We start from the raw sequence: 18,168 nt of genomic DNA on the forward strand, positions 1-18,168 counted from the left end.
AGGAGGATCCGTGACCAGCACCGTCGTCGTCCTCGACGCCGCCCACCCGGAGGGCGTCCTCGCCGATCCGTCCGTCCCGCTCGTGCGGATCGACGACCAGGGGCTCACCCGCGGTGACGGTGTCTTCGAGACCATGCGCGCCGTCGACGGGCTCGTGCAGAAGTTCGAGGCCCACCACCAGCGGCTGTCGGCCTCCGCGCGGCTGGCGCAGCTGCCCGTGCCGTCGGCGCGGGATGTGCGCGGGGCGGTGGAGCTGGCGCTCGCCCACGCCGCCCCCGGCGGGGACGGCGGACTGGGGGCCGAGCACGCCGTCAAGGTGGTGATCAGCCGCGGCACCCCGGCGGACGGCCCGTGGTCCTGGATCGTGGTGAGCCCCGTGCCGGAGACGACGTTCCGGCAGCGCCGGGACGGCGTGACCGCGGTGCTGCTGCCGCGCGGCCACGACCCCGCCCAGGACGCCGGGTACCCGTGGCTGCTCCCCGGGGCCAAGACGCTCTCCTACGCGATCAACATGGCCGCCCTGCGCCACGCCCGCTCCCTCGGCGCGGACGAGGCGGTCTTCACCACGGAGGGGCGCAGGGTCCTGGAGGGCGCGACGTCCTCCGTGGTCTGCGCCCGGGTGCGCGCCGGCCGCCGCACCCTGCTGACGCCGGAGCCCTCGCACGGGATCCTGCCCGGCACCACGCAGGCCAAGATCTTCGCCGCCGCCCGCCGGGACGGCTGGGAGCTCGGCTACGGACCCCTGTACCCGGCGGACCTCATGGAGGCCGACGCCGTGTGGCTGGTCTCCAGCGTCCGGCTCGCGGTGCCGGTGCGCCGGCTCGACCACCAGCCGCTGCCGGTGGACCCGGACCTGACGAGGCTCGTCACGAGCTGGGTCCAGCAGGCCTGATCCTTCGCTCAGGCCCAGATGAACCGGTGCGTCCCGAGCAGGACGGACACCGCCGGGCCCGCCGCGGCGGCCGCCGCACAGCCCGTGAGGACCGCCGCGTCCCGCCAGGAGTACCCCGGGACGCGGGCCCACGTGCGCGGACCCGCACCGAAGCCGCGGGCCTCCATGGTGACCGACAGCCGGGTGGCCCGTCGCAGGGACTGCACCAGCAGTGTGAAGGCCTGGCCGCCGAACTCCCGCAGCGCGCCCACCGGACCGTGCCCGGACCCCGTCCCGCGCGCCCGCCGCGCCATCGCCAGGGTGGCCCACTCGGAGACCATCACCCCCACCAGCCGCAGCGCGGCCAGGGACGCGAGCACGAAGCGGGCCGGCAGGCGCAGCGTCTGGGCGAGGCCGTCGGCGAGGTCCGTGGGATCCGTGGTGAGCACCAGCATCAGCCCGGGCAGCGCCAGTGCCAGCCCGCGCAGAGCGATCGCCGCCCCCGCGGCCACCGAGCCGGACGAGATCCCGGTGACCCCCAGGTCGAGCAGCACCGGCCCGGTGTCCTCGGCGAGCAGGGCCGTGCCCCACCCGCTCACGAGCGCCGCCACGACCACCGGCCACGCCCGGCGCAGCAGCGCGAGCGGGCGCTGACCGGCCAGCGCCAGCAGCAGCACCTCGCCCAGCAGCACGGTCCCCGACGTCACGGGGTCCGCGCTGAGCAGCAGCACCACGGTCAGCAGCAGCGCCCCGGCCAGCTTGACCACCGCATTCGTGCGCCCCAGCAGGGAGGTCCGGGCCGACGGCGCGATCGCTGCGGCGCTCACCGGACGGGCTCCCGCCGGGCGGGGACGACCCGCACCGCGCCGGCGCCCGGCGCCGCCGGAGCGGCCGTGGCACTCCCGGCCGCGGCCGCGGACCGCACGGCAGGAACGGCCGGCGCCCCTTCCGCCGCCGGTGCGGTGCGAGCGGCGCGGCCCCGCTCGCTCGGGGTGCCCAGCGCCAGCACCTCGGCGCCGAGCGCCCGCACGAAGTCCTCGTCGTGGGTCACGGCGAGGACCGACGTGCCGGCGTCGACGAGCTCCACGAGCAGGTCCACGAGCTCCGCCCACGTCAGGGCGTCCTGACCGAACGTCGGCTCGTCGAGCACCAGCACGTCCGGGTCCGTGGCGAGCACCGTGGCCACGGACAGCCGCCGCTTCTCGCCGCCGGAGAGGGTGAACGGGTTGGCGTCGGCCAGGTGCGAGAGCCGCAGCCGGCGGAGCAGTTCATCCGTGCGGCGCTCCCGCTCGGCCACCGGCGTGCCGGCCAGCCGGGGGCCGAGCTCGAGCTCGGCCCGCACGGTGGCGCGCAGGAACTGGTGCTCGGGCTCCTGGAAGACCGTGCCCACGCGGGCCACGAGCTCCCGGCCGCTCCACTCGAGCGGGTCGGAGCCCGCGCCGCGGTCGAGGACCGGGTGGGCCCGCACGGTGCCGCGCACGGGGGCGAGCAGACCCGCCAGCGTCAGCGCGAGCGTGGACTTGCCGGCGCCGTTCGGCCCGGTCAGCGCGAGCGCGCGGCCGCGGCGCAGGGTCAGCTCCACGTCGGCCACCGCCGTGGGGAGGTCCCGGCCCGCGGCGGCGTCGTCCAGCGGGCGGCCGCGCCGCCGCGCCCGCCGCCGGGCGCGCAGCTGCCGCGCCGAGGGCTGGCTGCGCGAGACGCCCAGACCGGTGGCGCTCAGCAGCGGTGCGCCGTCCGCCCCGGAGCCGGCGGCCCCGGTTCCGGCGGGACCCCCGCCGGGATGTGCACCGGAGCCTGCGCCGGGACCCGCGGCGGGGCGAGCGGGCGCACGCGTGGCAGGCACTCGGCCGGGCACCCACACCCCCGCGCCGCTGAGCTCGTCGGCCGCGGCGTCGAGCACCCGGCCCGGCGCGCCGTCGTGGGTGATGCTCCCGTCCCGGCCGAGCACGACGACGCGGTCCACGACCTCGGCCCACACGGCGACACGGTGCTCCACGACCACGAGCGTGGCGCCGCTGCGGTCGAGGCAGGACACCACCGCGTCGCGGACCTGCCGCACGCCGGCGGGGTCCAGGTTGGCGGTCGGCTCGTCGAGCAGCAGCAGCCCGGGGCTCATGGCCACGGCGCTCGCGAGCGCCAGGCGCTGCTTCTGCCCGCCGGACAGGGCCGCGGTGGAGTGGTCGAGGGGGAGGTCCAGCCCCACGTCGTCGAGCGCCGCGCGCACCCGCGGCCAGATCTGCTCCCGGGGCACCGCGAGGTTCTCGAGGCCGAAGGCGGTGTCGTCCCCGATCCGGGACAGCACCACCTGGGACTCGGGGTCCTGCTGCACGAGCCCGGCCCGGCCGCGCGCCTGCTCCGGCGGCATGCCGTCGAGCAGCAGCTCGCCGGAGGCGGACTGCCCGTCGTCGTCGTGGAGGACTCCTGCCAGGGCGTGCAGGAGGGTGGACTTGCCCGCCCCGCTGGGTCCCAGCAGGAGCACGCGCTCCCCCGGCTCCACCACGAGGTCGAGGCCGCGCAGCGCCGCCGCGTCCCGCCCGGGGTGGTGCCAGCCGAAGCCGCGGGCCTCGACCCGCGCCCCGGGGCCGGCGGGCACCACGGGGTCCGGGGTCGTGGGAGCCGTCATCGCCGCACGGCCCGACCCGACGCGAGACCCTGCAGCACGCCGGTGGCCGCGAGGGCCCGCACCACGGCCTGCATCAGCAGGCCCGCGAGCACCGCCCCGGAGACGGCCGCCAGGACCACGTAGACCAACTGGTGGCTCAGCGCCCACTCGTAGTTGTAGACGATGTTCTCGTGGACGCCGAGGAAGATCCCGCTCACGGCGCCCGCCACGGCCGCCACGAGGGCGTCGAACCGGCGGTACCGGAAGGAGGCGAAGGCCAGTTCCGCGCCGATGCCCTGGACGAGACCGGAGAGCACGACCAGCAGGCCGAAGTGGGTGCCCAGGAAGCTCTCGATCACGGCGGCGAGCAGCTCGCAGAACAGCGCGGCGCCGGGCTTGCGGATGATCAGCCCGCCGAGCACGCCGGCCACGAGCCAGCCGCCGGCGATCAGCCCCACGGCGGGCGGGTAGGCGACCGCGGCCGTGCCGACCACGGGGTAGAGCAGGTTCGACCACGCCCAGAAGACGACCGCGCACACGGCGGCGAGGACGGCGGCCACGACGATGTCGACGACGCGCCAGGACGACGCGCGGGACGTGCCGGGGCGGCGGGCGGGGCGGTGGGTGGTGGTGTTCACGGTGGGTTCCTCCTGGGCTCAGCGAGCCGTCGGTGCCAGGAGGGGACGGGGTCCCGCGGGCCGCGCCGGTGGCGCGTTCCCGGGGAAGCACCCCTGAGATGCTCGACTCCCTTCGCCGGTGCTAGCCGGAGCAGGTTCGAGGGTCTGCGGCGATCCGCACTCTCAGCGCCGCGCCGGTCTCACCGGCGGGGCGCTCCCCTGTCGTTCAGTGGCACCGAGTCTACCCCTCCTTCGCCCGCTCCGTGCACTGCCGGCGCACGGCCGGTGAACGGCGCAGGGGCCCGTCCGGCCGGACACCGGTGCGGTGTCCGGCCGGACGGGCCCCTGCGCGAGGTGCTCGCCGGGCCTCAGACCTCGGCCTGGCTCGAGGCCTTGGGGTTGGTCTGCGGCCTGTTCTCCATCTTCGCGATCTGGCGGGAGATGCCGACCTTGATGACGGTGCCCACGAGACCGGTCACGAGCGACCAGATGATGATGCCCGTCCAGGCCTCGTCCGGGTCCGGGTTCTTGGCGGGGGGCGGGTCGCCGGTGATGCGCGTCCACGCCGCGCCGAGCACCTTGTGCGAGAGCGCCACGCCGCCGAGCGAGAGGCCGGTGCCCACGAGTTCGAGGACCTTGGTGTTCATGGAGTGCTGCTCCTTGTCGTCCGAGGGGGACGCGGGTGCGCCCTGTCGATCCTGCCCAGCCTAACGCGTCCCCGGCGATCCGTCAGTCTGCTGTCCGTCCGCCCGCCGGCCGTCCGGGCTCGGCACCGGCGGTCCCGCGGCGACGCCCTCCGCGGAGCCCTCCGCCCCGCCCTCCGCGGCGCGGTTGAGGACCTTCTGCAGGTCGTCCTGGGTCAGCGTGGTCCGGTTCAGGTGCTTGGTGCGGTACGTCGAGCGTCCCACCATGTGCGCCGAGACGGGCACGGTGAGCAGCTGGAAGATCCAGCCGAGGGCGATGAGCGGGATCATGACGGGTTCGCGGTTCTCGAGGGCGACTGCCGTGAGCATGAGGAGCAGCCCGAAGACCTGGGGCTTGGTGCCGGCGTGCATGCGCGTCAGGAGGTCCGGGAAGCGGACCAGGCCGATCCCTGCGGCGAGGGACATGAGCGCGCCGACCACGAGGCACACGGCCGCGGCGGCGTCCAGGACGGTGTCCAGCACGGCGCTCACCGCCCGTGCTCGGCGGTCTGGGTGGCGAAGCGCGCCACCGTCACGGAGCCGATGAACCCGACCAGCGAGACGATCACCATGAGGATCAGGTTGTTGAGGTGGCCGTGGTAGGCCATGTCCACGGCGAGGGCGGCCGCGACGATGGCCAGCAGCACGTCCGTGGCCACCACGCGGTCCAGCAGGGAGGGGCCCTTGGCGAGGCGGTAGAGGGTGCCCGCGGCGGCCGCGCTGAGCAGCACGGCCGCGACGGCCACGGCGATCTGCATCACGGGTGGTCCTCCTCGTGGGTGTCGGTGGGGGTGGATCCCGGGGCGTCCGCCGGGGACCCGGTGGGCACCTCGTCCCGGCGGCGGCCCACGATCTGCAGGCTCGCGGTGATCGGCGAGCTGAGCGCGGCGCTGTCCGGCCGGTCCGTGCCGGAGGCCCGTCCGCCGCCCCGCTCGGCCCGCAGGGCGGCGAGCTCCTCCGGGGTGCCCATGATCCGGATCCAGGCCGCCTCCACCCGGAGGGCGGACCGGCGGAAGTCCTCGGCCTCCTGAGCGCTGCGGACGTTGAGCGCGTGGAAGTACAGCGTGCCGGAGGCCCGGTCCACCTCCACCACGAGCGAGCCCGGGATCAGGGTCATGGTGTGGCCGGTGGCCGTCAGGAGCAGGTCGGAGCGCGTGCGCAGCTGGACGCCGACCACGGCGTTGCGCGCGCGCGGGCCCACGAGGATCGCAATGAGCATCACCTCGAAGCTCGCCTTGGCGACCTGCCACACGAACGTCACGGCGAAGAGGGCGAACTGGAACGGGTTGAACCGGCCGGACAGCTGGACGGGCGGCAGGTAGAGCACCCAGGTGACGAGCAGGGCCAGGACCAGTCCGACCAGCAGGTTGCCGGGGCCGAAGTCGCCCCAGAGGGCGCCCCACACCACCACGAGCCACACCAGCAGCGGCAGCTCGACGAGCAGGGAATTCTTGGGGCGGGTCACGGGGCCTCCTCCACGACGGGCCGCGGCGCGGACGCGGGGTCCAGCACGGCCTCGACGTAGCGCTCGGGGCGGACGAGGTTCTCCGCGGCGTTGTCCGCGAGCTGGAACAGCGGCCCGGCGAACACGGTCAGGGCCACCCCCGCGGCGACGAGGGCCGAGGCCCCGCCCAGCATCGAGGGGGACATCAGGCGCACGTCGCCCTTGCCCGCGAAGCGGCCCGCCTGGTCGTCGACGGCACCCGAGGTCAGCAGGAACCGGGAGCCGGCGGGCACCGGGGCCAGCAGGATGGGGTCCGGGTACTCCGCGTCCTCCGGGGCGCGCAGGAACACGCGGTTCCACACCCGGATCAGGGCGAGCAGGGTCAGGAGGGACACCGCCACGGAGCCGGCGACGAGGGCGTAGGCCAGCCCGTCGCCCTGGTCCACGCCGGCCTGCAGCAGACCGGTCTTGCCCAGGAAGCCGGAGAACGGCGGGATCCCGCCGAGATTGAGCGCGGGCACGAGGTAGAGCAGCGCGAGCAGCGGCGAGATCTTGGCCATCCCGGCCAGCCGGTCCACGTTGGTGGACCCCCCGCGGCGCTCGATCAGCCCGGCCACGAGGAACAGGCTCGTCTGGATCACGATGTGGTGGGCCACGTAGTAGACCGTGGCGGAGAGCGCCTCCTGGGTGCCCACGGCCACCCCGAAGATCATGTACCCGATGTGGCTGATCAGGGTGAAGGACAGCATGCGCTTGATGTCGATCTGCGCGAGCGCGCCCAGGATGCCGACCACCATGGTGAGCAGCGCGACCCACATCAGGAGGTCGTCGAGCCGCTCCCCGGGGAAGAGCACGGTCTCGGTGCGGATGATCGAGTACACGCCCACCTTGGTCAGCAGGCCGGCGAACACGGCGGTCACGGGCGCGGAGGCGGTCGGGTAGGAGTCCGGGAGCCAGAAGGACAGCGGGAAGACCGCGGCCTTGATGCCGAACGCGATGAGCAGCATCAGGTGCAGCTGCATCTGCGTCCCCACCGGCAGGCCCTCAAGCTTGACCGAGAGATCGGCCATGTTGATGGTGCCCGTGGCCGCGTAGATCATCGCGATGGTGATCAGGAACAGCACGGAGGAGATCACCGAGACCACCACGTAGGTCACGCCGGTGCGGATCCGCTGCACGGTCCCGCCCATCGTCATGAGCACGTAGGACGCGGTCAGCAGGATCTCGAACCCCACGTAGAGGTTGAACAGGTCCCCGGCGAGGAAGGCGTTGGAGACCCCCGCCACGAGGATCAGGAAGGAGGGGTGGAAGATCGAGATCGGCCCCTCCTCGTCGCCGTCGGCCACGCCCTGCCCGCTCGCGTAGACGAGCACGGCGAGGGAGACGACCGTGGAGACCACGAGCATCAGGGACGAGAGCTGGTCCACGACCATGACGATGCCCCAGGGCGCCTCCCAGCCGCCGAGGTGGACGGCCTGCGGGCCGAGGTTCCACGTGGTCCCGAGGATGAGCGCCTCGACCGCGAGGGTGAGCACGAGCGAGCCGATGGCCACGGTCCGCTGGAGGGCGTTGCGCCGCAGGAGCAGGAGGCTCAGGGCCGCCCCGAGGAACGGGATGATGACGGCCAGGGGGGCCAGCTGGGCGAAGTCGACGGTCACCGCCTCCCTCCCCACTCGTCGACGCCGCGCACACCCGGGGTCTCCAGGGACTCACCGGGGTCCTGGGGCCGTGGGGCGTCGTCGAACTCCGTGGTGTCGGCGGGGACGTCGGCGTCGTCCTCCATGTCGTAGGAGGACTGCCGCGCCACGCGCCGGTCCTCGACGTCGTCCTGGATCTCGTCCCGGCGCCCGAGGACCCAGGACCGGTAGATCATGCCCAGCAGGAACGCGGTGACGGCGAGGGAGATCACGATGGCGGTGAGGATGAGGGCCTGGGGCAGCGGGTCGCTGTAGTCCTCCGCGGCGATCGACCCCTCGTACAGGGGCGCGGACCCGGCGGCCCCGCCGGCGTGCAGGATCAGCAGGTTCGTGCCGTTGGTCAGCAGCATCAGCCCGAGCAGCACGCGGGTGAGCGAGCGCTCGAGCAGCAGGTACACGCCCACGGCGTAGAGCACGCCCATCACGACCAGCAGGGTCAGGTTCACGGTCATCGGTGCTCGTTCCCTCCGTCGGTGCGGATCCGGGCGATCGCGGTCGGCGATGTCGCGGAGGCCGCCGCGGTCGCTCCCGCGGGGGCGCCGGCGGACACCTTCCGCTGCCGCGTGACGCGGATGCGCGTGCCGCGTCCAGGGGTGCGCCGCCGCCGGCGGACCGCGTCCTCCTCGATCCGCTGGTCGATCCGGCCGCCGAGCGAGCGCAGGATGTCCAGGATGAGCCCCACCACGATGAGATAGACCGCGATGTCGAAGATCAGGGCGGTCACGAACTTCTCCGCCCCGAAGAGTGGCAGCTCGGCCTCGAAGGTGTAGCTCTGCATCACCGACCCGCCGAAGAACACCGGGGTGACGGCGTAGAGCGCGGCGAGCGCCAGGCCCGTCCCGAGCATCGTGCCCGCGTTGATCGGCGTGGCCAGCTCCAGCTCGTAGCGCCCGCCCGCGAGGTAGCGCACGGTCAGGGCGAGGCCGGCCATGAGACCGCCCGCGAACCCTCCGCCGGGGTCGTTGTGCCCGGCGATCAGCAGGTAGAGGGAGACCATCATGAACGTGTGGAACAGCAGCCGGGTGACGACCTCGAAGACGATCGAGCGCCGCTCGGGGGCCATCGTCCGCCCGGCGAGCAGGTAGGGGTCCTCGAGGTCGTCGTCGCGGCGAGCCAGCCCCACCTCCAGGGGCTCGCCGCCGGGCGAGACGGCCGCGGCGTTGCGCCGCCGGATCACCCGCAGCTGGTCGGTGGTGGGATCGTCCCCGGAGCGGACGATGCGGTCCCCGCGACCCGTGACGAAGATCAGGGAGGCCACCCCGGTGGCGGCGAGCACGAGCACGGAGATCTCCCCGAACGTGTCCCACGCGCGGATGTCCACGAGGATCACGTTGACGACGTTCTGGCCGTCGCCGAGCTCGTAGGCCATGCGGGGCAGCTCCAGGGAGATCGGGTCGGCCGTGCGGGAGGAGATGCTGAAGGCCGCGAGCGCCATCATGAACAGCCCGAAGGTGACCGCGATGGTGCCGCGCAGCAGCCGGCGCCCGGCCGGGTTGCGGTGCCACAGGGGGGCGGGCAGCGAGCGCAGGGCGAGCACGAACGCCACGAGCAGGATGGTCTCGACGAGCGTCTGCGTCAGGGCGAGGTCCGGTGCGCCCTGCAGGGCGAAGATGAGGGCCAGCCCGTAGCCCGTGACCGACACGAGCAGCACCGCGAGGAAGCGCTTGCGGGCCAGGGGCACCAGCAGGGCCGCGACGACCATGGCCACGCCGGCGATCAGCTGCCCGGGGCCGTCGGAGACCCGCAGCGCCCCCAGGGGCGGGGTCTCCTCCGCGATCAGCGCCACCAGCGGCACGACGATCGCCGTGATCAGGATGACCGAGAGGTAGAACATGAGCGAACCGCGCTGGGTGCGGCCGGTGATCCACACGGCGGCCAAGTCCAGCACGTTGACGACCCGCCGGTAGACGAGCTCGCCCGGGGGCAGGGACGGCAGGGCCCGCTGGAGGTCCGCGACCTGGCTCCGGAAGCGGTGGAGCAGGATCCCGCCCGCGACGATGAGGGCGGAGAGCCCGAGGGCCGGGGTGAACCCGTGCCACAGGGCCAGGTAGAAGTCGTGCTCCACGGCCGGGAACTGGTCGACGTAGGGCTGCAGCATCGCGTCGACCGGCTGGGGCCAGAGGCCGAGGACCACCGTGAGGACGGAGAGCACGAGCGGCGCGGCGAGGAACGCGGGCTCCACCCGCTGCATGTCGCTGACCACGGCCCTGCCGCCGACCCCGGCGTCGAGCTCGGAGAACTCGGCGGACTTGTGGGCGAACCCGCCCCACACGAACCGGGCGCTGTAGGCGAAGGTCAGCACGGAGCCGACCACGAGCCCGGCGAGCACCACGGTCCCCGCCGCGCCCTCGACGTCGTGGGCGAAGGCGGTCAGCACGGCCTCCTTGGCCACGAAGCCGGCCAGCGGGGGCAGCCCGGCCATGGACGCCGCGGCCACGAGCGAGACGGCGAACAGGACGGGCACGCGGCCGGCGAGCCCCGACAGGCGGCGGATGTCCCGGGTGCCCGCCCGGTGGTCGATGATCCCGACCACGAGGAACAGCGTGGCCTTGAACAGCCCGTGCGCGAGGAGCATGGCCATGCCCGCCTGCGCCGTGTCCGCGGAGCCGCGGCCCACGATCACCATGAGGAAGCCGAGCTGGCTGACGGTGCCGTAGGCGAGGATCAGCTTCAGGTCGTACTGCTTCAGGGCCGCCCAGCCGCCGAAGAGCATGGTGCCCAGCCCCAGCACCGCGATGGTCGGCTGCCACAGCGCCGTCTCGGCGAAGCCCGGGGCGAAGCGGGCCACCAGGTAGATGCCGGCCTTGACCATCGCGGCGGCGTGCAGGTACGCGGACACCGGGGTGGGCGCGGCCATCGCGGCCGGCAGCCAGAAGTGCAGCGGGATCAGCGCGGACTTCGTCACGGCGCCGACGAGGAGCAGGAGGACCGCCACGTCCACCACGGTCCCGCGCTGCGCCAGCTCGGGGGCCGCCGCGAGCACCTCGGAGATCCGGTAGGTGCCCGCGGCCTGGCCCAGCATCACGATGCCGACCAGCATGGCCAGGCCGCCGGCGGTGGTGAGCACGAGGGCCTGCAGCGCCGCGCGCCGGGCGGACAGGCGGGTCCGGCTGTAGCTGATGAGCAGGAACGACAGGACGGTGGTGATCTCCCAGAAGACGAACAGCACCAGCATGTCGTCGGCGGTCACCAGGCCGAACATGGCGCCCGCGAAGGCGAGCAGCTGCGCGCCGAAGCCGCCGATGCCGCTCGCGCCGGACTTGAAGTAGCGGGCGCAGTAGAACAGCACCAGGGAGCCCACGCCGAGCACGAGCAGGGACATCGTCCACGAGAGGGCGTCCATGCGCAGCACCAGGTCCAGGCGCAGGGACGGGATCCACTCCCCGCCCTCGGTCCAGCCGCCCTCCGGGCCGTAGACCCGCGGGCCGGAGCCCAGCAGCCACAGGAAGCCGGCGAACGGGACCGCCGCCAGGAGGTAGAAGGCGCTGCGTCCCATCCGTGCGAACAGCAGGGGCGCGACCGCGGCCACCACTGCGTGGAGCAGGAGCACAGCGGTCATCAGGCGCCTCCGGGGGTCGGGGAAGAGATCGGCGGGCGGGCGTCGAGGGGCCCGGACGCGGGCACGGAGGACCTGTGCGAGCACGGGGTGGCCGGGGCGCACCCGGGTGTTCCACCCTATCAAAGGGGTGTTGCCGCTCCCGCTCGCATGTCCTGACAGCACCTGTACGTTCCCGGACGGTTTCCTGGGCGGAACCCGGATTGCCGGGCGGTCCTCCGGCGAGGCCGCCCTCCGCGACGGGCACCGCGGGCCTAGCATGACTGCCATGGACGCCACGCCCCCCGGCCCTCCCGCCCCCGTCCCCTCCCTCCCGGCGACGGCGTTCGTGCCGCGCCGCTCGCACGTGTGGGCCTGGAGCCTGTGGGACGCCGGATCCGCCGCCTTCAACGCCGTGATGACCACGTTCGTGTTCACCGTCTATCTCACGAGCGACCCCTTCGGCGGGGAGGACCGCGCCTCGGAGGTGCTGGGCTACGGGATCGGGGCCGCCGGCGTGGTGGTGGCCCTGCTGGCCCCCGTGGTGGGCCAGCGCAGCGACGGCGCGGGGCGGCGCAAGCTGTGGCTCGGGATCAACACGATGCTCACGGCGCTGCTCACGGCCCTGTGCTTCCTGGTCCTCCCCGACCAGCCGTACCTCTACCTCGGGGTGGGCCTGCTGGCGCTGGCCAACGTCTTCGACGAGTTCGCGGTGGTCAACTACAACGCGATGCTGCCGGGGATCGCGGGCCGCGAGCACATCGGGCGGGTGAGCGGCCAGGGCTGGGCGATGGGCTACTTCGGCGGGATCGTGGCCCTGACGATCGTGCTGTTCGGGTTCATCACCCCGGGCCTGCTCGGCATCCCCGAGGAGGACGCCCTCAACGTGCGGGCCGTGGCCCTGTTCTCGGGGCTGTGGATCGCGCTGTTCTCGATCCCCGTCCTGCTGGTGGTGCCCGAGATCCGCCCCACCCGCCGGGGATCGCGCCCGTCCGTGGCCCGCTCCTACCGCCAGCTGTGGCAGACCCTGCGGGAGCTGTACCGTGACGCCCCGCAGACGCTGTGGTTCCTGCTCTCCTCCGCCGTGTTCCGGGACGGGCTCAACGCGGTGTTCACCTTCGGCGGCGTCATCGCGGCCGGCACGTTCGGCTTCACCCTGAGCGAGGTCATCGTCTTCGCGATCGTCGGCAACGTGGCGGCCGGGGCGGGCGCCCTCGTGGGCGGGCGGCTCGACGACCGGGTGGGGCCCAAGCGCGTCATCGTGGCGTCGCTCGTCGGCATCCTGCTGGCCGGGACCCCGCTGCTGTTCCTCGAGGGCACGGCGGCGTTCTGGGTCTGCGGGCTGCTGCTGTGCCTGTTCGTGGGCCCCGCGCAGTCCGCCTCCCGCACGTTCCTCGGCCGGCTCACGCGGACCGGAGAGGAGGGCGCCCTGTTCGGCCTCTACGCCACCACGGGGCGGGCCGTGAGCTTCCTGGCGCCCACCCTGTTCGCGGTGTTCGTCTCCGTGCTCGGCGCGCAGCGCTGGGGGATCCTCGGGATCCTCCTGGTGGTCGGCGCCGGCCTGCTCCTGCTGCTGCGCGCGCGCGACCCGAAGACCGCGGCGTCCCCCCACCACGGCGTCGCCGCTTCGTGAGCCGACCGGTTCGTGGGCCCGCCGGTTCACGGGCCGCGGGGCGCCGGCACACCGCCGGGCGCGGCCGGGCCGTGCGGGGTCAGATGCGGGTGCGGGAGAACCCGAGGTGGCTGCGCGAGGCCGTGGGTCCGCGCTGCCCCTGGTACCGGTTGCCGTAGGCGCCGGAGCCGTACGGGTGCTCCGTGGGCGAGGACAGCCGGAAGAAGCACAGCTGGCCCACCTTGGAGCCCGGCCACAGCTTGATCGGCAGCGTGGCCATGTTGGACAGCTCGAGCGTGACGTGCCCCGAGAAGCCCGGGTCGATGAACCCCGCCGTGGAGTGGGTCAGCAGGCCCAGGCGCCCCAGCGAGGACTTCCCCTCGAGACGGGCGGCGATGTCGTCCGGGAGGGTCACCTTCTCGTAGGTGGAGCCGAGCACGAACTCCCCCGGGTGCAGCACGAAGGCCTCCTCGGGGTCGACCTCCACGAGCCGGGTGAGCTCCGGCTGCTCCACGGACGGGTCGATGTGCGCGTACTTGTGGTTGTCGAAGAGCCGGAACCAGCGGTCCAGCCGCACGTCGATGCTGGCGGGCTGGATCAGGGCGGGATCGTAGGGCTCGAGGACGACCCGGCCGCCGTCGAGCTCCCGGCGGATGTCGCGGTCAGAGATCAGCACGGTCCCCAAGGTATCGCACGGCCGGGCGCCGGACCGCGCTGCGCCGCCGCCCCGTGCCCACCCCCGTCCCGGCGGGTGGTGTAGAGTGTGTGCTGTCCTCGTCCGGTGCTCGCGCCGGACGGACCACGGATGCGCGGCTGTAGCTCAATGGTAGAGCGCACGCTTCCCAAGCCTGATACGCGGGTTCGATTCCCGTCAGCCGCTCTCGCACCGAACGCCCCGAGCCCACCCGGCCGGGGCGTTCGTCGTCTCCCGGGACCGCGCGGTAGGATGTCCCCGCGCCCCGTTCCCCGCATCCGCACCGGGGCGACCGCCCGGGCCCCGCGCCCGTCACCCGCACCCCGCTCACGAGGAGCACATCTCCCGTCATGCTGCGCACCATGTTCAAGGCCAAGATCCACCGTGCCGTCGTGACCCAGGCCGACCTCCACTACGTCGGCTCGGTCACCGTCGACCAGGACCTCCTCGACGCCGCCGACATCCTCCCCGGCGAGCTCGTCTCCATCGTGGACGTCACCAACGGCGCGCGGCTGGAGACCTACACGATCGCCGGCGAGCGCGGCTCCGGCGTCGTCGGGATCAACGGGGCCGCCGCCCACCTCGTGCACCCCGGGGACCTCGTCATCCTCATCAGCTACGCGCAGATGGACGACGCCGAGGCGCGCGCCCACGTGCCCTCCGTGGTCCACGTGGACGCGGACAACCGGATCGTCGACCTCGGGTCGGATCCCGCCGAGGCCCTGCTCGACGGCGTCGCCCGCCCGCCCCACTCCCGGACGCTGAGCGCCGCCCGCGCCGACCTGCCCGCCGCGTGACCCGCCCCGGCCCGACCGCGGACGGGCCGGGAATGGGATAGAACTGTATGGGCCCGCGGACGCGGACCCGCAGCAGCGCGAGGGAGGGTCCCGTGACCGGAGTGTTCTCGGGGTTCTTCATCGTCTGGGCCGTCATCCTGACCGGCTACGCCGTGGGCCGGCGGGGCGTGCTGGGTCCCCAGGGGCAGCTCGTGCTGAGCAAGTTCGCCTTCTACGTGGCCAGCCCGCCGCTGCTGTTCCTCACCATCTCCGAGGCGGACATCGCCCGGATCCTCTCCGCGCCGCTGCTGGTGGCCGCCGTGTCCGCCGTGGCCACGACCCTCGTCTACGCCGGGATCGCCCGGTGGGTGCTGCGCCGGGACGCGGCCAGCACCGTGATGGGCGCCCAGGCCGCCTCCCAGGTGAACTCGGCCAACCTCGGCATCCCGATCGCCGTCTTCGTGCTCGGGGACGCGTCCCAGGTGGTCCCCGTCATCCTGTTCCAGCTGGCGCTCAACACCCCCGTCTACCTGACCGTCATGGACACCCTCACCGACGGCCGCCGCCCCAGCCTCGGCAGCGTCCTGGGCAACGTGGTCACCAACCCGATGATCGTGGGCTCCGGGCTGGGCATCCTCTTCGCCGTCACCGGGTGGCGGCTGCCGGAGGTGGTGCACGAGCCCGTGGAGCTGGTGGCGGGGGCCTCCATCCCGGCGATGCTGATGGCCTTCGGCATCTCCCTGGTGGGCGCCTCCCCGCTGCGGCGGGGTGCCGGGCCGCGCCGGGACGTGGTGCTGGCCAGCACGCTCAAGCTGCTGCTCCACCCGGCGCTGGCGTTCCTCTTCGCCCGGTTCGTGCTGGGCCTGGACGGCCACCTCCTCTACGCCGTGGTGGTGATGGCGGCGCTGCCGACCGCCCAGAACATCTACGTGGCGGCCGTGCGCTACGGCCGGGCGGAGCAGCTGTGCCGGGACACCGTGCTCGTCACCACGGTGGTCGCCATGCTGACCATGGCGGTGGTGGCCCTGCTGCTCTCCTGAGCCGCCCCGCCGCGCCCCAGAACCTCCCGGCGCGGAGCCGCACCCGGCGCCGTTCCGGGCGGGAACAGCCGGGCGCACCGGGACACGCCCGGACCCACGGCGGCACACCGATGCAAACCGGCAGGTTACTGGTCTGTGAGGTAGCGCACTCATAGACTGAAGGCTCCGTGCAGGGGTGGTCGACCGGCAGCACCCGCCGCCGACCGTCCCGCCGACCGGGTCCCACAGGATCCCCTCGACGCCCCTCGCGGACCGCCACATCGCCGAAGGGGAGGAACGACCGTTGACCACCACCTCACACCCCCACAGAGCACCGGGCAGGCGGCGGCTCAGCGCCGCCGCGGCCCTCGGTGCCGTGGGTGCCCTGCTCATGACGGGGTGCGGTGACGCCGACGCCGGCGCCACCCCCACCCTGACCTGGTACATCAACCCCGACGCCGGCGGTCAGGCGGAGCTCGCGCAGCAGTGCTCCGAGGAGTCCGGAGGCCGGTACAACATCGAGACCTCGCTGCTCCCGCGCGACGCCGCGTCGCAGCGCGAGCAGCTCGCCCGGCGCCTGGCCGCCGGGGACAGCTCGATGGACATCATGAGCCTGGACCCGCCCTTCATCCCCGAACTGGCCGAGCCGGGCTTCCTGTCCCCCGTGCCGGGGGACGTGGAAGAGGCCACGACCCAGGACGTCCTGGCGGGGCCCCTCGAGGGCGCGAAGTGGAAGGACGAGCTGGTCTCGGTGCCGTTCTGGGCCAACACCCAGCTGCTGTGGTACCGGGAGTCCGTGGCGGAGGCCGCCGGTCTGAACATGGACGAGCCGGTGACCTGGGAGCAGATCATGGACGCCGCGCGGGAGCAGGACAAGTACCTCGGGGTGCAGGGCACGTCGGCCGAGTCGATGACCGTGTGGGTGAACGCCCTCGTGGCGTCCGCGGGAGGCTCCATCGTGGAGAACCCGGAGGCCCCCTCCGACGAGATCTCGATCGGCCTGGACTCCGACGCCGGCCGGAAGGCGGCCGAGATCGTCGGGACCATCGGCCAGGACGGGCTCGGCGGCCCCGGCCTGCCGACCGCCGACGAGAACGCCTCGATGATCCAGTTCCAGTCCGACGACGGCTCCTTCATGGTCAACTGGCCCTTCATCTACGCGGCGACCGCCGCCGCCGTGGAGGGCGGGACGGTCGACCGGTCCGTGTACGAGGACATCGGCTGGGCCCTGTGGCCGCGGGTGGACCCGGACGAGCCCTCCGCTCCCCCGCTGGGCGGGATCAACATCGGCGTGGGCGCCACGTCCGAGCACCAGGAGCTGGCGTGGGAGGCGGTCGAGTGCATCGTCCAGCCCGAGAACCAGGCCTACTACTTCGTGAGCAACGGCAACCCGGCGGCGTCCGAGGCCGCCTACGAGGACCCGGAGGTCCGGGAGGCCTACCCGATGTACGCCACGATCCGCGAGTCCCTGGACAACGCGGCCCCGCGCCCGCAGACGCCGTTCTACAACGAGGTCTCCACCGCCATCCAGCAGGAGTGGACCCCGCCGGCGTCCGTCACCGAGGACACGCCCCGGCTCACCGCCGAGTTCATCGAGTCCGTCCTGAGAGGAGAGCGGCTGCTATGAGCACCGTCGTCAACCCCAACGCCCCCGGCACCGGGCCCCGGGAGGTCTCCCCGGCCCCCGTGACCGGCCGCCGCAGCGCGAAGCCGCTGATGTCCGACCGGGCCCGGTCGGAGCGCAAGCTCGGCTGGATGCTCGCCGGTCCGGCGTTCATCGTGATGCTGCTGGTCACGATGTACCCGATCCTGCAGGCGCTGTGGGACTCCTTCTTCTCGTTCCGGCTCACCGCCCCCGGGGAGAAGGAGTTCGTCTTCCTCGGCAACTACGCCACGGTCCTCACCGACGGGGTGTTCTGGCGGGACCTGTGGATCACGGTGCTCATCACGATCGTCACCGTGGTCGTGGAGCTCGTCCTCGGCTTCGCCCTGGCGCTCGTGATGAACAACGCGATCCGCAGCACCAAGGGGCTGCTGCGCACCGCGATCCTGGTCCCCTACGGCATCATCACCGTGGTCTCCGCGTTCGCCTGGTTCTACGCGTTCGACATCACGACCGGCTACATCAACAACTGGTTCTCCTGGGTCCCGGGCATCGGCCCGGACTTCAACTGGTTCGCGTCCCAGTGGCCGGCCCTGTTCGTGATCATGGCCTCCGAGATCTGGAAGACCACGCCGTTCATCTCGCTCCTGCTGCTCGCCGGCCTGGCCCAGGTGCCGAGCGAGTACACCGAGGCGGCGCGGGTCGACGGCGCCACGTGGTGGCAGCGGATGTCCCGGGTGGTCCTGCCCAACATGAAGGCCGCGATCATGGTGGCCGTGGTGTTCCGCGCCCTGGACGCGTTCCGCATCTTCGACAACATCTTCATCATGACCCAGGGGCAGTACGGCACGGAGACCCTGTCCCTGCTCGCCTACCGCACCTCCATCGGCCGACTGGAGATCGGGCTCGGCTCGGCGATCTCCGTGATCCTGTTCGTCTGCGTGCTGCTGATCGCCTTCGTCGCCATCAAGGTGTTCAAGGTCGACCTCGCCGGCGCCGGGAAGGGAAGGTAACC

General features: G+C 73.2%; 17 protein-coding genes, 1 tRNA gene and 1 riboswitch. Of the genes, 7 read left to right on the forward strand and 11 right to left on the reverse strand.

Translation table 11 applies throughout. The annotated features are described in order from the left end of the window. The first annotated feature begins 10 nt into the window (after positions 1-10). A complete protein-coding gene (locus ACP7CD_RS07165; RefSeq protein ID WP_251356489.1) occupies positions 11-892 on the forward strand; it encodes an aminotransferase class IV in 882 nt (293 codons plus the stop codon). 8 nt (positions 893-900) lie between these two features. On the opposite strand, the gene ACP7CD_RS07170 is transcribed toward ACP7CD_RS07165, so the two are convergent. From ACP7CD_RS07170 to ACP7CD_RS07215, 10 genes are all read right to left on the reverse strand, one after another. Next, complete coding sequence (locus ACP7CD_RS07170; RefSeq protein ID WP_109244097.1) at positions 901-1,698, reverse strand: energy-coupling factor transporter transmembrane component T family protein; 798 nt, start codon at positions 1,696-1,698, stop codon at positions 901-903. Further along, complete coding sequence (locus ACP7CD_RS07175; protein ID WP_426119696.1) at positions 1,695-3,494, reverse strand: ABC transporter ATP-binding protein; 1,800 nt, start codon at positions 3,492-3,494, stop codon at positions 1,695-1,697. The genes ACP7CD_RS07170 and ACP7CD_RS07175 overlap by 4 nt, the downstream gene beginning before the upstream one ends. Beyond that, complete coding sequence (locus ACP7CD_RS07180) at positions 3,491-4,111, reverse strand: ECF transporter S component (protein ID WP_426119698.1); 621 nt, start codon at positions 4,109-4,111, stop codon at positions 3,491-3,493. Before ACP7CD_RS07180 ends, ACP7CD_RS07175 begins: the two co-directional genes overlap by 4 nt. 90 nt (positions 4,112-4,201) lie before the next feature. Further along, positions 4,202-4,321, reverse strand: a riboswitch (TPP riboswitch). A 137-nt stretch (positions 4,322-4,458) separates the two neighbouring features. Continuing rightward, the gene (locus tag ACP7CD_RS07185; RefSeq protein ID WP_109244103.1) at positions 4,459-4,737 is read right to left on the reverse strand and encodes a DUF4235 domain-containing protein; all 279 of its coding nucleotides are present in this window, start codon (positions 4,735-4,737) and stop codon (positions 4,459-4,461) included. A gap of 60 nt (positions 4,738-4,797) precedes the next feature. After that, entirely contained in the window at positions 4,798-5,265 is a 468-nt protein-coding gene (mnhG, locus tag ACP7CD_RS07190; protein WP_017832615.1) for a monovalent cation/H(+) antiporter subunit G, read from the reverse strand. Next, on the reverse strand, positions 5,262-5,531 hold the full coding sequence (locus ACP7CD_RS07195; protein WP_172604427.1) for a monovalent cation/H+ antiporter complex subunit F: 270 nt from the start codon (positions 5,529-5,531) through the stop codon (positions 5,262-5,264). The genes mnhG and ACP7CD_RS07195 overlap by 4 nt, the downstream gene beginning before the upstream one ends. Further along, positions 5,531-6,238 (reverse strand): Na+/H+ antiporter subunit E, encoded by a 708-nt coding sequence (locus ACP7CD_RS07200; RefSeq protein WP_035928246.1) that lies wholly within the window; start codon positions 6,236-6,238, stop codon positions 5,531-5,533. The genes ACP7CD_RS07195 and ACP7CD_RS07200 overlap by 1 nt, the downstream gene beginning before the upstream one ends. Further along, a complete protein-coding gene (locus tag ACP7CD_RS07205; protein WP_035928242.1) occupies positions 6,235-7,875 on the reverse strand; it encodes a Na+/H+ antiporter subunit D in 1,641 nt (546 codons plus the stop codon). The genes ACP7CD_RS07200 and ACP7CD_RS07205 overlap by 4 nt, the downstream gene beginning before the upstream one ends. Beyond that, positions 7,872-8,366, reverse strand: a complete 495-nt coding sequence (locus ACP7CD_RS07210; RefSeq protein ID WP_017832622.1) for a Na(+)/H(+) antiporter subunit C — start codon at positions 8,364-8,366, stop codon at positions 7,872-7,874. Before ACP7CD_RS07210 ends, ACP7CD_RS07205 begins: the two co-directional genes overlap by 4 nt. Then, positions 8,363-11,473, reverse strand: coding sequence for a Na+/H+ antiporter subunit A (locus ACP7CD_RS07215; protein WP_272026139.1), 3,111 nt, complete (start codon positions 11,471-11,473; stop codon positions 8,363-8,365). Before ACP7CD_RS07215 ends, ACP7CD_RS07210 begins: the two co-directional genes overlap by 4 nt. Before the next feature lie 265 nt (positions 11,474-11,738). Between ACP7CD_RS07215 and ACP7CD_RS07220 the strand changes: the two genes are divergently transcribed. Further along, positions 11,739-13,082, forward strand: a complete 1,344-nt coding sequence (locus ACP7CD_RS07220; protein WP_426119702.1) for an MFS transporter — start codon at positions 11,739-11,741, stop codon at positions 13,080-13,082. Positions 13,083-13,161: 79 nt separating this feature from the next. On the opposite strand, the gene dcd is transcribed toward ACP7CD_RS07220, so the two are convergent. Further along, complete coding sequence (gene dcd, locus ACP7CD_RS07225) at positions 13,162-13,737, reverse strand: dCTP deaminase (RefSeq protein ID WP_017832625.1); 576 nt, start codon at positions 13,735-13,737, stop codon at positions 13,162-13,164. A 133-nt stretch (positions 13,738-13,870) separates the two neighbouring features. Between dcd and ACP7CD_RS07230 the strand changes: the two genes are divergently transcribed. The 5 genes from ACP7CD_RS07230 to ACP7CD_RS07250 all read left to right on the forward strand — a co-directional run bounded on the left by ACP7CD_RS07230 (position 13,871) and on the right by ACP7CD_RS07250 (position 18,166). Then, positions 13,871-13,941: transfer RNA gene (locus tag ACP7CD_RS07230), tRNA-Gly, on the forward strand. Positions 13,942-14,105: 164 nt separating this feature from the next. After that, a complete protein-coding gene (panD, locus tag ACP7CD_RS07235; RefSeq protein ID WP_017832626.1) occupies positions 14,106-14,552 on the forward strand; it encodes an aspartate 1-decarboxylase in 447 nt (148 codons plus the stop codon). A 92-nt stretch (positions 14,553-14,644) separates the two neighbouring features. Then, positions 14,645-15,571 carry an AEC family transporter gene (locus ACP7CD_RS07240; protein WP_035928232.1) on the forward strand — a complete coding sequence of 309 codons (927 nt, stop codon included), beginning with the start codon at positions 14,645-14,647 and terminating at the stop codon, positions 15,569-15,571. Positions 15,572-15,854: 283 nt separating this feature from the next. Beyond that, entirely contained in the window at positions 15,855-17,177 is a 1,323-nt protein-coding gene (locus ACP7CD_RS07245; RefSeq protein ID WP_426119705.1) for an extracellular solute-binding protein, read from the forward strand. Further along, positions 17,174-18,166, forward strand: coding sequence for a carbohydrate ABC transporter permease (locus tag ACP7CD_RS07250; RefSeq protein WP_095650365.1), 993 nt, complete (start codon positions 17,174-17,176; stop codon positions 18,164-18,166). Before ACP7CD_RS07245 ends, ACP7CD_RS07250 begins: the two co-directional genes overlap by 4 nt. Positions 18,167-18,168: the final 2 nt, after the last annotated feature.

It is taken from the genome of Kocuria sp. LHG3120 (assembly GCF_049897445.1).
GTDB classification, from domain to species: Bacteria; Actinomycetota; Actinomycetes; order Actinomycetales; family Micrococcaceae; genus Kocuria; species Kocuria rosea.

Excerpts from the sequence above, each read along its gene's own strand:
- ACP7CD_RS07175 (WP_426119696.1), bottom strand. The coding sequence starts at position 3,494 with ATGACGGCTCCCACGACCCCGGACCCCGTGGTGCCCGCCGGCCCCGGG.
- ACP7CD_RS07185 (WP_109244103.1), bottom strand. The coding sequence starts at position 4,737 with ATGAACACCAAGGTCCTCGAACTCGTGGGCACCGGCCTCTCGCTCGGC.
- ACP7CD_RS07195 (WP_172604427.1), bottom strand. The coding sequence starts at position 5,531 with ATGCAGATCGCCGTGGCCGTCGCGGCCGTGCTGCTCAGCGCGGCCGCC.
- ACP7CD_RS07210 (WP_017832622.1), bottom strand. The coding sequence starts at position 8,366 with ATGACCGTGAACCTGACCCTGCTGGTCGTGATGGGCGTGCTCTACGCC.
- ACP7CD_RS07215 (WP_272026139.1), bottom strand. The coding sequence starts at position 11,473 with ATGACCGCTGTGCTCCTGCTCCACGCAGTGGTGGCCGCGGTCGCGCCC.
- ACP7CD_RS07220 (WP_426119702.1), top strand. The coding sequence starts at position 11,739 with ATGGACGCCACGCCCCCCGGCCCTCCCGCCCCCGTCCCCTCCCTCCCG.
- panD (WP_017832626.1), top strand. The coding sequence starts at position 14,106 with ATGCTGCGCACCATGTTCAAGGCCAAGATCCACCGTGCCGTCGTGACC.
- ACP7CD_RS07250 (WP_095650365.1), top strand. The coding sequence starts at position 17,174 with ATGAGCACCGTCGTCAACCCCAACGCCCCCGGCACCGGGCCCCGGGAG.